We start from the raw sequence: 14,226 nt of genomic DNA, 5'->3' as shown, positions 1-14,226 counted from the left end.
TTTAAAATATGCATAAACATGCGCTAAGCTCTAAAAATAGTGCTCAAACCTAATGGCTACCCCTTGTTATTTATTACAACATCCACCTTATCTTTAGTGAGAAGAGACTTATTATGACCCAATCTAATCTTAATCAAACAAAAAATACTCAGTTTACCGGCACCCAAAGCTATATCGCCACTGACGACCTACAGTTGGCCGTGAATGCAGCCATTACTTTGCAAAAGCCACTGCTGATTAAAGGCGAGCCGGGCACAGGTAAGACTTTATTGGCAGAAGAGGTGGCCGCAAGCTTGGGCATGCCGCTTATTACTTGGCATATCAAGTCGACCACCAAGGCTGAGCAGGGGCTGTATGAGTACGATGCGGTATCGCGTCTGCGTGATTCGCAATTGGGCGATGATAGAGTGTATGACATCAATAACTACATTAAACCTGGTAAATTATGGGAAGCCTTTACCTCAGATGAGCGCAGTGTGTTATTAATCGATGAGATTGACAAGGCCGATATTGAGTTCCCAAACGACTTGCTGCATGAGCTAGATAAGATGTCTTTTTATGTTTATGAGACAGGAGAAACCATCACCGCTGATAAACGCCCTGTTGTGATTATCACCTCAAACAACGAAAAAGAACTGCCAGATGCTTTTTTACGTCGCTGCTTTTTCCATTATATTGACTTCCCAGAAGAGCAAACCATGCGTCAAATCATCGATGTGCATTTTCCCAATATTCAAGAAAAGCTGGTCAATGATGCATTAGATATCTTCTATAAGCTGCGCAATCTTCAAGGTCTTAAAAAGCCGCCCTCAACGTCTGAGCTGGTGGACTGGTTGACCTTGTTATTGGCTGATGACATGGCACAAGAAGAGCTTGAGGAAAACTTACGCGGCGAAAAATCAATTCCACCTCTGTATGGCGCCTTGTTAAAAAATGAAGCGGACATTACCTTATTACAGCGCTTCGCCAATATGATGCGCCGCTAATGATGGAAGATGGCGGCTTATGTATAAGCTTAAAAGTATCGAATCGGTGTCATAAAAAAAGGTTAGGCTGATATGTTTGTAAAACTGTTTTATACCTTGCGCACTTATGGGGTGCCGGTCAGTACCCGTGAGCTGCTTGACTTAAATGCGGCGCTTGATAAGGGATTAATGCGTCAGCCGCATCCTGAACTATCTAAACAGTTTCCTGAGGATAAAGACCTGTGGTACTTTGCTAGTCGTGAGGATATGTACCGGCTTATTAAGCTGTGTATGGTCAAAGATGAGCGTCATTTTGATAAATTTGACCGTGCCATGGCCGATTATTTCGAGGGCGTTGATAGTCTGGACATCGATGAGCTGATGGCAAAATTGACCGACATTCCTCAAGAGTGGCTTGATCTTAAGCTTGATCCAAAAAACTTGACCGAAGAGCAGCGACGCCTGCTCAAAAAATACGGCTCGCTTGAGGAGCTGATGAAGGCGTTAGAGGAGCGCTTAAAAGAGCAAAAAGAGCGTCATCAAGGTGGCAGCAAATGGGTCGGCACTGGAGGCAGCTCTCCTTTTGGTGCTTATGGCGACCACCCTGAAGGGGTACGGGTTGGCGGTGAGTCTCGTAAGCGTAGCGCTGTTAAAGTATGGGAGCAGCGCAAATACCGCGACCTTGACGATGATAAGCTGCTGGGTACCCGTCAGTTGCAGATGGCGCTGCGCAATCTGCGTCAATTCGCTCGTACCGGCAGTGCCGATGAGCTAGATATCAAAGAGACCATCAAGCGGACGGCCAAAAAAGGAGTGCTTGATATCCATATGCAGCCGGAGCGCCGTAATAGGGTCAAAGTGCTGATGCTATTCGACGTGGGGGGTAGCATGGACATACACATTGAAGCGCTTGAGAAGCTGTTCTCAGCGGCCAAAAACGAGTTTAAAACCTTAGAGTTTTTCTACTTCCACAACTGTCTTTATGACTATGTATGGAAAAACAATCAGCGCCGGCATGCAGAGCGTACCCCAACCATGGAGCTGCTGCAAAAATATGGCCGCGAATACCGAGTTATCTTCGTTGGCGATGCCTCTATGTCGCCTTATGAGCTGTTTTCTGTTGGCGGTAGTGTGGAGTATATGAATGCTGAGCCGGGTGCAGTTTGGCTCAAAAGAGTGACCGATCACTTTGATAAGGTGGCGTGGCTCAATCCTGAAGATGCTGCCTATTGGGACTACACCCACACCATAGGCGAAATTAAAAAGCTGATGCAAGGTCATATGTACCCCATGAGCCTACACGGGGTAGAGGAGATGACCGAGTATTTGGCGCGGTAATTTTTTAGTCTGAGCAACTGGCGTTTATAAGCGAGCTATTTATTTTTAAACTAAATAAACACTAAAACCATTATTCATCTGACAGCGTATGCAGCGGTGTCATTACTTATTGATATTTTAAGGAGATAAATTGATCAAGTTGTCTATAGACCCGCGTAGGCTGTCTATTAAATCTGTTGCGCTGAGTTTAGTGATGATGGCTTTGGCCACAGGATGTACCAAGGCTAAAGACAGTAAACCGGTTGAACACGGTGCTGATGAGATATTCGCAGGGATGTGCTTTAATGATGCCAGCCCTGAGGATACTGAGGTTAATGAGGACGCTGGCTCATCGATTACCAATCTGGCGATTGAGTCATTAGCCTGTGACGCCGCCCATGACAATGAGGTGTATTATATCCATGCTTTGCCCGCCACTGCTCAGGCCCGCTTAGAGACGCCTGAGTTCTTTGAGGACATGCTAGATATCTGTGAAGATGAGTTTAAGGACTATATCGGTAAAGAGTACCAAAAGTCATTTTATGAGATGTCGGTGTTATTTCCCACATCTGAGAGCTGGGAGCAGGGTCACAAACAGGCGATATGCTATGCGTTTCATCCTGAGGCTGATAAATTAGATTATCCGCTAAAAGGCATCAAAAAATAATTAACCGTTTAAGTTTGAATTTGCAAACTTTGACGGCATATAGTCAGCTTAAGTTATTACTGAGGGGCTTCTCCTCATAGGTCTACTTTTTAACTATTTTTACTTTATTTGGGAAAAAATATGCTTAAAACCCCTTACTATCAAATTGATATTGCTGCCTTGAAGCAAAATCTACAAATTGTACAGCGTCTGTGTGATCTGTCGGGTGCTAAGGCTTTATTGGCTTTAAAATGCTTTGCCACTTGGGGGGTGTTCGATGAGATGACGCCTTATCTACATGGCACCACCTCATCATCTTTAAATGAGGTGCGCTTGGGCAAAGAAGAGTTTGGTGAGGATAAAGAGACGCATGCTTATAGTGTCGCTTATAGTGCAGATGAGATTGATGAGGTGTTAACCTATGCCGACAAAATCATCTTTAACTCATTCAATCAGCTGCATGCCTTTAAAGACAAAGCCAAAGCTCAAAGCATTCCTGTGGGTTTGCGTATTAACCCAAAAACCAGCAATTCTTCATTTATTATTGCCGATCCAGCACGTCCTTTTAGCCGTCTGGGTGAGCATGATATCGAAAAAATCAAGCCGGTTATTGACGACATCACTGGGGTTATGATCCATAATAATTGTGAAAATAACAGCTTTGAGGCGTTTAGTGACAGTCTGGCTGATATTGAAGCTAAGTTTGGGGAGCTGTTTTATCAGCTTGAATGGGTCAGTCTAGGCGGTGGTATTCATTTTATTGCCCCAGATTATCCGCTAGAGAAGTTGGCGCAGCGCTTGAAGAGCTTTAGTGAAAAATACGGCGTACAAGTGTATTTAGAGCCAGGCGAGGCCTGTATTCATAATGCTGCTAAATTGGTTACCACCGTGCTAGATACGCTGCATAATGGTAAGCCACTGGCCGTGGTGGATGCATCTATTGAAGCACATATGCTCGACTTATTGATTTATCGTGAGACTGCGCCTTTGGTACAGATTAACGACGAAGCGTGCCAAATTACCTCGCAGCAAAGCGATGACAGCACCATTATTTATGGTAAATCTTGCTTAGCCGGTGATATCTTTGGTGAATATGCGCTAGATAAGCCGTTAACTATTGGCGATAAGGTATCTTTTGGCAATGCAGCGGGCTACACTATGGTTAAGAAAAACTGGTTTAATGGTGTGGCGATGCCAGCCATTGTTATTTGTGATGAGCAAGGTGAGCTTACAGTCCAAAAAACCTTTGGTTATGAAGACTTTAAAGCCAGTCTATCTTAATCTATCAGCTTATCCATTACCCCAAAACTGCGATGGTCATTTTCGTTAAGACAAGCCTAGTAAGTGAGCTTACTTATTTGTCTATAAATGACGTAAATGACTGTCGCAAATTTAGACATTTGACATTATAATGCTCGGTTTTTAGTACCAGAACTTTTTGGACTGATTATCGCGCTGGGTGTCATTGTAGTAAAGCGTGCTAAGCGCACCAAAAAGTTTGACTAAAGTAATTTCGGGTGCGTGGGTTTTCCCAATTCTTCCTTTTTAATTCACGCACAACACTCACGGCGTCAACACATTAATCATTAAGTTGACCCACTAAGGAGGATTTCCAGATTGACTACTAACACTCAAACCCCCAAACGCAACGTTCTAATCATCGGCGCAGGCGGCGTAGCCCAAGTTGTGGCTCACAAATGTGCCATGCATAATGATGTGCTTGGGGAGTTACATATCGCTTCACGCACCAAACAAAAATGTGATGACATCGCAGCCAGCGTGGTAGAAAAGAACAGCTTTAATCAGCCAGCGACACTGCATACACATGCTGTAGATGCCATGGATTCTGAAGCGGTTGCTGAGTTAATTAACCAAACAGGTGCTCAGATTGTGATTAACGTGGGCTCAGCCTTTGTTAACATGACGGTACTTGAAGCTTGTATTAACACCGGTGCAGCTTATATTGACACGGCCATTCATGAAGACCCTCGCAAGATTTGTGAGACCCCGCCATGGTATGGCAACTACGAGTGGAAGCGCAAAGAGCGCTGTGCAGCCAATAACATTACTGCCATCTTAGGGGCAGGCTTCGATCCAGGTGTGGTCAATGCTTATGCCCGTGCCGGCTACGATATGATGGACAAAGGCTCAGTAACTGATATCGATATCATTGATATCAACGCCGGTAGCCATGGCAAATACTTCGCCACCAACTTTGATCCAGAGATTAACTTCCGTGAGTTTACCGGTACGGTGTATTCTTGGCAAAACAGCCAGTGGCAATCAAATAAAATGTTTGAGGTAAAACGTACCGATGACTTGCCTGTGGTGGGTGAGCAAAACAGTTATTTAAGTGGCCATGACGAAATCCACTCTTTATCTGCCAACCTAGATGTGCCAAACATTCGCTTTTGGATGGGCTTTGGTGACCATTACATTAATGTATTCACCGTACTACAAAACCTAGGTTTGTTATCAGAGCAGCCAGTAGTAACGGCTGAGGGTCAAGAAGTGGTGCCACTTAAAGTGGTAAAAGCTGTTCTGCCTGACCCAAGTTCACTGGCACCAAACTATACAGGCAAAACCTGTATTGGTGATAAAGTGAAGGGTAAAATCAATGGTGTAGACACTGAGATCTTTATCTACAACGTCTCTGATCACAAAGAAGCCTACAACGAAGTGGGTAGCCAAGGTATCTCTTACACCGCAGGCGTGCCACCTGTTGCAGCTGCCATGCTAGTGGCCACTGGTGAGTGGGATGTGGGGCACATGGCAAACGTTGAAGAGCTTGATGTTAAACCCTTTATTAATCTATTGAACAATATTGGTCTGCCAACACGCATTCAAGATGATAAAGGCGACCGTGCTTTAGAGTTTGATATTTAAGCTTTAGTTGCTATCTATACCGTGCTATTAACTAAAAACCCGCCTCAACTTGAGGCGGGTTTTTTAGGTTTGTAACGGCATGAGCTGCTCGTCAGTCGTGAGAAATTAGCTTAAAATCAGGCTGTCATCCTCTACCTTTTCGCCCCGAGTTTGCTCAAACATATCTAATAGATCATGCACAGTCATACCTTGTCGTACATCACCGGAGACATCTAATACCACTTGGCCTTGGTGCAGCATCACGGTGCGATCGCCGTGGGTTAAGGCTTGCTGCATGGAGTGGGTGACCATCATGGTGGTCAGATTGTTGTCTGTGACAATCTTATCGGTCAGCTCCAAGACAAAAGCGGCAGTTTTGGGGTCTAAAGCTGCGGTATGTTCATCAAGTAATAAGATTTTTGAGGGCTGTAATGAGGCCATAAGCAGACTGACTGCTTGACGTTGACCCCCTGATAATAACCCCATTCTATCGGTTAAGCGGTTTTCAAGTCCCAGCTTTAGGATAGACAGCTTTTCACGGAACAAATCACGGTTTTTATTATTAAGCGCAAAGCTTAAACCACGTTTACCACCGCGTTTATAGGCTAACGCAAGGTTTTCTTCAATGGTTAGTGCTTCACAAGTACCGGCCATAGGGTCTTGGAATACCCGAGCCACCCAGTGCGCTCTTTGGTGCGCACTTTTTTTGGTGACATCAACACCGTTTAATAAGATTGAGCCGCTATCAACACGGGTGGTGCCGCTTACTGCGTTCAAAAAGGTAGATTTGCCTGCGCCGTTGGTGCCAATTACGGTCACAAACTCGCCTTCAGCGATGTTTAAGCTAATGCCACGCAGCGCAGGGTTTTCTATCGGAGTACCTCGGTTAAAGGTCAGTCGTAGGTCATTGGCTTGCATCATAAGGCGATATCCTTCTTATTTCAGAGGGTCTGAATTAAATGGTTAATAAAGGTTAGCTGCTACGGCGACCGGACAACAGTTTTGACTTAATGGATGGCAGTTGTAGAGCAATGACCACCAATAACGCTGTGATTAAGTTCAAGTCTTGCGAGCCAAAGCCAATACTGCGTAAGGTACTGCTCGATAAAGCCACCTGAATAAATAGCTTATAGATAACCGCACCTAAAATAACCGCAAGGGTAATTAGCCAAATACGCTTAGCGGGGATAATGGTCTCACCAATAATAACCGCAGCCAGACCAATAACAATGGTACCAATACCAATAGAGATATCAGCGCCGCCTTGGGTCTGCACAAATAGTGCGCCGCCCAAAGCAATCAAGGCGTTGGAGATGGCCATACCAATGACCGTCATCCATGAGGTATTAATACCTTGAGCCTGTGCCATACGTAGGTTTGATCCAGTAGCGCGCATCGAAAGACCGGCTTCTGTACTAAAGAACCAGTCTAGAATTAGCTTGGCCACCAATACCACCGCCCCGATAATCAAGCAGCGCATCCAGTATCCATTTTCATTGGTCACCAAAGTGCTAAATACCGTTTGCTCACCCAGCAAAGGTAGGTTAGGGGCACCCATAATACGTAGGTTGACTGAGTACAAAGCGACCATGACCAAAATACTGGCCAAAAGCTGCAAAATTCCCAACTTCACGTGTAAAAAAGCAGTGACCACACCAGCGGCTGCACCAGCGAGCATACCCAAACCACAAGCAATCCAGGGGTCTATACCAGACACAATAGAGATACCAGCAATCGCGCCACCCAGCGGGAAGCTACCATCTGCTGTCAAATCTGGGAAATCTAGGGTTCGAAAAGAAAGTAGGACACCTAAAGCCACTAAGGCATAGATGAGGCCACTTTCAAGAGCACCAAAAAAAGCAATGAGAGACATAAGAGATTAAGCCACCGCTTAGTGTTCAGCTTGCTACTATTGATTGTGTGAGCTGGCAACACTTAAATAAAATAATATACCAGCACAGTCAATAGACAGTTAGCCAAAGTGGATTTAACAGATTAAATAATCTGCAATTAGGGTAAACCGATGAGTCTTAGGGCTGCGTAATTCTTGAATTGTCAGCAAAACACTCACCAGTAATATAAGACCACTACCTAGGCAATAAATAGTCATCTGGCCAAAAAAGATTTATTCTAGCAAATAACGCCAAATTTAAACAATCTAAAAAGCACATGAAGATCATGTGCCTTTTATTTGACTGACTCAATATTTTTGCCCTAAAACGGTCTATTTAACCACTTCTTTGGCTTGGTCCATCACTTCTTTTGACAGCTCAATGCCTTGCTCTTTAGCGTGAGTGGGGCTGACATATAAGTCTAAAGAAGTTGGGGTATACACAGGAATATCACCTGGTTTTTCACCCTTTAAGATACGGCCGACGATTTTACCAGTTTCACGACCTAAGTCATGATAGTTCACGCCTAAGGCGGCAATGGCGCCACGCTCAACCGAGCTGGTATCAGAGGCGATTAATGGTACTTTGCTTTCTTTGGCCACTTGATATAGCGACTCGTAAGCGGATACAACGTTGTTGTCAGTTGAGGTATAGATAACGTCTACTTTGTCAGCAATACTGCGAGCTGCCATAGCGATGTCATTACTTTTTTGTGCTGGTGCTGAGTGCACAGTGATGCCCATAGGCTGTAGCTGTTCTTGTAGATTCTTTAAGATGACCGTAGAGTTGACTTCACCAGGGCTGTATACGTAGCCGACATTTTTTAGGCTAGGAATAATCTGCTTCATCAAGTCAATTTGCGGCGCGTAGGGTAGGGCATCAGAGGCGCCCGTTACGTTAGTGCCAGAGCCATCCATGCTTTTTAATAGCTTGGCTTCTACAGGATCGGTCACCGCCGAGAATACCAAAGGAATGGTATTGGTTGCTGCGGCCACAGACTGGGCAGATGGGGTTGCAATGGCCACGATAACATCGGGGTTGTCGCCGACAAATTGTTTGGCAATCTGACCGGCGGTGGCGGTGTTGCCTTGGGCACTTTGGAAGTTAATCTCAAGATTTTTGCCTTCCACAAATCCTTCTTCGGCAAGCTCCTCAACAACCCCTTGACGCACAGCATCTAGTGCAGGATGCTCAACAATGGCGGTAATGGCCACGTGCTTGACTTCGCTTGAGGTACCAGCTTTGGTGTCATCGCTGCTTTGCGCGGCGGTATCTGTACTCGGCTGCTGGTTACAACCCGCTAAAATAGCGGTAGCAACACCGCCCCACATAAGGGTCTTAACAAAACGATTGGGGTTGAACATGGGTGTATCTCCTAAAATAAAATGCTCTTATAAAGGTCCATTTATAAGACGTGTTTGCTGGTAAATCTGCTGTTTGCTTCAGCATTGCCTAAATAGTTAAGGGCAATTGTTTATTTATTGGGCTCAGTACTGGGTTTGGTCTCATCCACGTTAACTGCCCCTTTTAAGATAGAGGGATCTAAGCTGACCCCTTGCTGTTGGGCATGTTTTGGGCTGACATACAAAGTTAGCTTGTTCATTACCTCAGGCTTGATATCGGTAATCGCTTCACCGTTTAGCACGCGGTATACCATCTTGCCGGTCACGCGGCCAAAATCATAGTCATTAACACCTAAAGCTGCTGTGGCACCGCGGCGCACACTGAACTCATCTGAGGTAATAACTGGGATTTTCATCTCATTAGCAGCGCCGGCCATGGCTTCAAAAGCACTAATGACATTGTTATCAAGTGAGGTATAAATCACATCGACACGGCCTTGTAAGCTACGGGTTGCCATAGCCACATCATTAGGACGGTTGGCAGTCACCTCTAATATTTTTAGACCCCGAGCCGGTGCGGCAGCTTGTAGCTGCTTTAATACCGTGACTGAGTTGGCCTCCCCAGGGCTGTATACATAACCAATGGTCTTAGCCTGTGGCACAATCTTCTGGATTAAATCCAGCGGTGGCTCGATAGGCAGCTGACTGGATAAACCGGTGACATTCGGCTGGGTCGGTACGTTATTTTCATTAATTAGTTTGGCGGCCAAAGGATCAGAGATGGCGGTATAAATAACCGGAATATTCTTAGTAGAGGCCACCACAGTTTGTGCCGATGGGGTAGAAATGGCCACAATGGCATCTGGCATATCACCGGCGAACTGCTTGGCAATCTGACCGGCGGTGGCGGTATTGCCTTGTGCGCTTTGGAAATTCACCGTTAAGTTTTTACCTTCCACATAATCATTGGCGGCCAACTCTTCAGTAATGCCGCGGCGAATCTCATCAAGTGAGGGATGCTCAACGATTTGAGTAATGGCTATGGTCTTGGCTTCTTTGGCAGGCGCATCAGCGACAGGCTCTTGCTGCGCTTGATCGGCATCCGAGCAGCCACTTAGTGCAGCTAAGCTTAAGCCCATACCCAAAGCCAATAAGCCTTGCCAAACTTTGTTGCTTTTTGGTTGAGCATTAAGAGTGGCAGCAGCGCTGCGATAAGGCAAAGAGGAGGAATAATTTGACTGCATAAGTATTTACGAATCCATTGGGGTTTAACAGTGTAAGGCTATATTACAATAATGTAACATAAGTGGGAAATAAAAAAACTAGCTAAATAAAATATAAATAATATAAAAGCCGATGTTAACAACATCGGCTTTTATGATAAAGAGGCACTTATCTTAAAAAGGCTTAAGCCAATTTATCGCCCACTTTACACTCGTCAGGTAGCGTGATGACCACCAGTCCTGTTTTTGGATCACCTGATGATAAGATCATACCTTCTGACACCCCAAATTTCATTTTGCGCGGGGCAAGATTAGTGACACAGATCACTTTTTTGTTGGCCAGTTGCTCAGGTTCATAGAATTTACGAATGCCACTAAAGACATTAATGGGCTGCTCTTTGCCGATGTCTAATGTGAACTGCAGTAGCTTGTCTGCACCCTCAACATGATTACATTCAAGTACTTGAGCCACCGTCATTTCAACTTTCATAAAGTCATCAAACTCTATGTAGTCGCTGTCTTGCTGATCATTAGTTTCTGACGCTTGAGCTGCTTTAGCTACGTTATCGGCCTGAGCAGTTGGTGTTGCCAACAAGTCTTGTTTGGAGTCTGCCACCATAGCATCAATTTGAGCCTGTTCAATACGCTGCATTAACGGCTTAAACTTATTGATTTTATGACCTAGCAATAACTCATGGCGGCTGGCAAAGCTTAAGTCATCAATATTTAAGAAGGCTTTGGCATTGTCTGTAAGCTCTGGTAACACAGGCGCCAAATACACCATCAATTGACGGAAAATATTGATAGCAACCGTACATACATCCTGAACCTCTTGTTCACGGCCTTCTTCTTTGGCCATTGCCCAAGGCTTTTTGCTGTCGATATATTCGTTAGCCTTGTCTGCGCACTGCATGATCAGGCGCATGGCACGGCTAAACTCACGATTTTCATAAGCCGTAGCAATCTCTTCACCAGCGCGCACAATCTCATTTAATAACTCAGGCTCAGCACAGCTGTCTGAGAGCATGCCATCATATTTTTTGGCAATAAAACCGGCGCTACGGCTGGCAATATTCACCACTTTACCGACCATGTCTGAGTTCACCTTTTGCATAAAATCTGCAAAGTCTAGATTAATGTCTTCAACTTTCTCAGACAGTTTGCTGGCGAAATAATAACGTAGATACTCAGGGTTTAAATGTTTGGCAAAGGTTTCGGCTTGGATAAAGGTGCCGCGAGATTTGCTCATTTTATCGCCATTGACCATTAAGAAGCCGTGAGCGAACACCCCCGTTGGGGTACGGTATTCACTGCCGGCCAGCATGGCGGGCCAAAATAAAGCGTGGAAATAAACAATGTCTTTGCCGATGAAATGATACAGCTCAGTTTTATGCTGATTTTCTTGTAACCAATAATCATCGAAGCTCAATTCTGGTTGTTGTGGATCAGTGGAGCCTTGACGCTGTTTGCATAGGTTTTTAAAACTGGCCATATAGCCCACAGGGGCATCTAGCCACACATAAAAGTATTTATCCGGCTCACCCTCTGGCGTGTCTGGGATTTTGAAGCCGAAATAGGGCGCATCACGTGAGATGTCCCAGCTGGCAAGGCCGGCTTCAAACCACTCCTGAAGCTTGTTAGAAACTGAGGGCTGTAAACGTCCCTCATCTTTGGTCCACTGTTTTAAGAAGCTCTCAAATTCAGGCAGGTTAAAGAAGTAGTGTTTTGAGGTTCTTAATACAGGGGTTGCACCCGATAAGGTCGAATACGGGTTTTTAAGTTCAGTGGCATTGTAAGTGGTGCCGCACACTTCACAGTTATCACCATATTGGTCTTGAGCCCCACATTCTGGGCATTCGCCTTTCACGAAACGGTCGGCTAAAAATAAGCCTTTTTCTGGATCAAATAATTGCTCAACATCTTTGGTTGAGATATGACCTTCACCATTTAGACGGCGATAAATTAACTCAGATAGCTCACGGTTTTCTTCAGAGTGAGTAGAGTGGTAGTTGTCAAAACCAATTAAAAATTTACTAAAATCTGCTTCGTGAGAGGCTTTTACAGTGGCGATTTGCTGCTCTGGCGTGACCCCATTGGCTTCAGCTTTTAGCATAATGGCGGTGCCGTGAGCGTCATCGGCACAAACGTAGGTGACTTGATGGCCTTGAGCCTTCATCGCTCGTACCCAAATGTCAGTTTGAATGTATTCCACCAAATGTCCTAAGTGAATAGGGCCATTGGCATAGGGCAGGGCACTGGTTACGAGTATTTGACGCACAAAATCACCTATTTAAGTTTGTTGATTTTAAGAGGATTATCAGAATATAAAATGTGCGCCTATGATACCGCAAATGGCATAAAAATGGGAATTTACCTCGGGATGAATTTTATATTCACTGGTTTTATCACATACGCTGATGCCTCTATAGTGTTTGTGATTCAAGGGCTGGGCAAAAAACAGCCCCAGTTTTAATAAAAATTATTCTCAATATCTAAAATTTGCGCTACCATACGCCGCCTATTTCTCATAACATTAAGTAGGGATGGACCCCACTATAAGTTCTTATCTTTACTTAGCACAAGGAAGTTAGTCATGTTTCAGATGCTTACCAATGCCAGCGTTCAGCTGGTTAATCGCTATTTACCCTCTCCTTTTGTTTTCTCAATTGTATTAACCCTGATTGCCTTTTTGGGTGGTGTCTTATTGACCGGACAAGATGTGCTGACCATGGCGGGACACTGGGGCGGTGGTCTGTGGTCGTTACACAGCTTTGCTATGCAGATGGCACTGGTGTTGGTTACCGGTTACGCTTTTGCCAATGCGCCCATCATTCAACGTTTTTTAGACAGTCTGGCCTCAAAGGTTACCTCACCGACCACAGCCATTGTCATCTCAACGTTGGTGGGACTGGCAGGCTCATGGATTAACTGGGGTTTTGGTCTGGTGGTCGGGGCTATTTTTGCCAAGTCTTTGGCCAGAAAGGTGCCTAATGTGGATTATCCCTTATTGGTGGCAGCGGCTTATTCTGGTTTTGTGATTTGGCATGGCGGCTTCTCAGGATCTATTCCCTTAACCTTAAGTACAGGCGGCGATAACTTGCAGACGCTCTCAGGTGGGGTATTAACCGAAGCAATTCCTTTATCACAGACGATTTTTGCTTCATATAATCTTATTATTTTGGCCGCTTTAATTGTGGTATTGCCAATAGTCAACCGCATGATGCACCCAAAAAATCCGACCACAGTAGATCCGGCGCTCATTAAAATAGAGGCTTATGTAGCCCCTGAAACTAATACACCGGCTCAAAAATTAGATGACAGCCGCGTGGTGGCCATCATCTTACTGCTGCTAGCACTGATGTATTACATCAATTACTTTTCGACCAATGGCTTTAACTTAGGATTAGATATTGTTATCGGTCTGTTTTTATTTATTGGACTGATGGCGCATGGTACCCTTGAGCGTTATTACCGTGCAGTGAAATCAGGTATTGGGGGTATTGCCGGTATCGTTTTGTTGTTCCCATTCTATGGCGGTATTATGGGGATTATGACGGGTGCCAATGCCGATGGGGTGTCTATCAGTAGTGAAGTGACTGAGTTTTTTGTGAATAATGCCACAGCCGATAGCTTTCCTGTCTTTGCCTTTTTAAGTGCAGGCTTGGTAAACATCTTTGTACCCTCAGGCGGCGGTCAGTTTGCGGTACAAGGGCCAGTGATGATGCCAGCAGGCTTGGCGTTGAATGTCAGTCCAAGTGTGACCGCCATGGCGATTGCTTGGGGCGATGCTTGGACCAATATGATTCAGCCCTTTTGGGCACTGCCACTGCTGGGTATCGCAGGATTAGATGCCAGAGCCATTATGGGCTACTGTCTGATTATCCTAGCGGTCTCAGGCGCTATTATTACGGGGGGTTTTTGGTTATTGGTATAAACGGCTTTAGCCATAACTACCCTCACATAACAAAATCCCCA

Annotated in this window: 11 protein-coding genes; 6 read left to right on the top strand and 5 right to left on the bottom strand. The window is 45.0% G+C overall.

Annotated features, from left to right (window positions below; all coding sequences use genetic code 11):
• Positions 1–113 precede the first annotated feature (113 nt).
• The 5 genes from MN210_RS09290 to MN210_RS09270 all read left to right on the top strand — a co-directional run bounded on the left by MN210_RS09290 (position 114) and on the right by MN210_RS09270 (position 5,814).
• Positions 114–986 carry an AAA family ATPase gene (locus tag MN210_RS09290; RefSeq protein WP_011960936.1) on the top strand — a complete coding sequence of 291 codons (873 nt, stop codon included), beginning with the start codon at positions 114–116 and terminating at the stop codon, positions 984–986.
• A 72-nt stretch (positions 987–1,058) separates the two neighbouring features.
• Positions 1,059–2,303 carry a vWA domain-containing protein gene (locus MN210_RS09285; protein ID WP_110816803.1) on the top strand — a complete coding sequence of 415 codons (1,245 nt, stop codon included), beginning with the start codon at positions 1,059–1,061 and terminating at the stop codon, positions 2,301–2,303.
• Between the two features lie 130 nt (positions 2,304–2,433).
• The gene (locus MN210_RS09280) at positions 2,434–2,949 is read left to right on the top strand and encodes a septum formation family protein (protein ID WP_241878341.1); all 516 of its coding nucleotides are present in this window, start codon (positions 2,434–2,436) and stop codon (positions 2,947–2,949) included.
• A 120-nt stretch (positions 2,950–3,069) separates the two neighbouring features.
• The gene (nspC, locus tag MN210_RS09275) at positions 3,070–4,209 is read left to right on the top strand and encodes a carboxynorspermidine decarboxylase (protein WP_338412098.1); all 1,140 of its coding nucleotides are present in this window, start codon (positions 3,070–3,072) and stop codon (positions 4,207–4,209) included.
• 336 nt (positions 4,210–4,545) lie between these two features.
• On the top strand, positions 4,546–5,814 hold the full coding sequence (locus MN210_RS09270; RefSeq protein WP_011960932.1) for a saccharopine dehydrogenase family protein: 1,269 nt from the start codon (positions 4,546–4,548) through the stop codon (positions 5,812–5,814).
• Between the two features lie 105 nt (positions 5,815–5,919).
• Here the strand turns inward: MN210_RS09270 and MN210_RS09265 are convergent, their stop codons facing one another.
• From MN210_RS09265 to metG, 5 genes are all read right to left on the bottom strand, one after another.
• Positions 5,920–6,714 (bottom strand): ABC transporter ATP-binding protein, encoded by a 795-nt coding sequence (locus MN210_RS09265; protein ID WP_011960931.1) that lies wholly within the window; start codon positions 6,712–6,714, stop codon positions 5,920–5,922.
• A 52-nt stretch (positions 6,715–6,766) separates the two neighbouring features.
• Entirely contained in the window at positions 6,767–7,666 is a 900-nt protein-coding gene (locus MN210_RS09260; RefSeq protein ID WP_011960930.1) for an ABC transporter permease, read from the bottom strand.
• 351 nt (positions 7,667–8,017) lie between these two features.
• A complete protein-coding gene (locus tag MN210_RS09255; protein ID WP_011960929.1) occupies positions 8,018–9,049 on the bottom strand; it encodes an ABC transporter substrate-binding protein in 1,032 nt (343 codons plus the stop codon).
• A 110-nt stretch (positions 9,050–9,159) separates the two neighbouring features.
• Entirely contained in the window at positions 9,160–10,167 is a 1,008-nt protein-coding gene (locus tag MN210_RS09250) for an ABC transporter substrate-binding protein (protein ID WP_110817360.1), read from the bottom strand.
• A gap of 268 nt (positions 10,168–10,435) precedes the next feature.
• The gene (gene metG, locus MN210_RS09245) at positions 10,436–12,529 is read right to left on the bottom strand and encodes a methionine--tRNA ligase (protein WP_162522594.1); all 2,094 of its coding nucleotides are present in this window, start codon (positions 12,527–12,529) and stop codon (positions 10,436–10,438) included.
• 315 nt (positions 12,530–12,844) lie between these two features.
• Here metG and MN210_RS09240 point away from each other — a divergent pair, with 315 nt between their 5' ends.
• Positions 12,845–14,185, top strand: coding sequence for a short-chain fatty acid transporter (locus MN210_RS09240; RefSeq protein ID WP_155587061.1), 1,341 nt, complete (start codon positions 12,845–12,847; stop codon positions 14,183–14,185).
• Positions 14,186–14,226: the final 41 nt, after the last annotated feature.

The organism is Psychrobacter raelei (genome assembly GCF_022631235.3).
In the GTDB taxonomy this organism is placed as follows: Bacteria; Pseudomonadota; Gammaproteobacteria; order Pseudomonadales; family Moraxellaceae; genus Psychrobacter; species Psychrobacter raelei.
This window is presented reverse-complemented; position numbering and strand designations above follow the sequence as displayed.

What these genes read in the sequence shown, in the direction of transcription:
- MN210_RS09290 (WP_011960936.1), top strand. Translation starts at nt 114, where the DNA reads ATGACCCAATCTAATCTTAATCAAACAAAAAATACTCAGTTTACCGGC.
- MN210_RS09285 (WP_110816803.1), top strand. Translation starts at nt 1,059, where the DNA reads ATGTTTGTAAAACTGTTTTATACCTTGCGCACTTATGGGGTGCCGGTC.
- nspC (WP_338412098.1), top strand. Translation starts at nt 3,070, where the DNA reads ATGCTTAAAACCCCTTACTATCAAATTGATATTGCTGCCTTGAAGCAA.
- MN210_RS09265 (WP_011960931.1), bottom strand. Translation starts at nt 6,714, where the DNA reads ATGATGCAAGCCAATGACCTACGACTGACCTTTAACCGAGGTACTCCG.
- MN210_RS09260 (WP_011960930.1), bottom strand. Translation starts at nt 7,666, where the DNA reads ATGTCTCTCATTGCTTTTTTTGGTGCTCTTGAAAGTGGCCTCATCTAT.
- MN210_RS09255 (WP_011960929.1), bottom strand. Translation starts at nt 9,049, where the DNA reads ATGTTCAACCCCAATCGTTTTGTTAAGACCCTTATGTGGGGCGGTGTT.
- MN210_RS09250 (WP_110817360.1), bottom strand. Translation starts at nt 10,167, where the DNA reads ATGGGCTTAAGCTTAGCTGCACTAAGTGGCTGCTCGGATGCCGATCAA.
- MN210_RS09240 (WP_155587061.1), top strand. Translation starts at nt 12,845, where the DNA reads ATGTTTCAGATGCTTACCAATGCCAGCGTTCAGCTGGTTAATCGCTAT.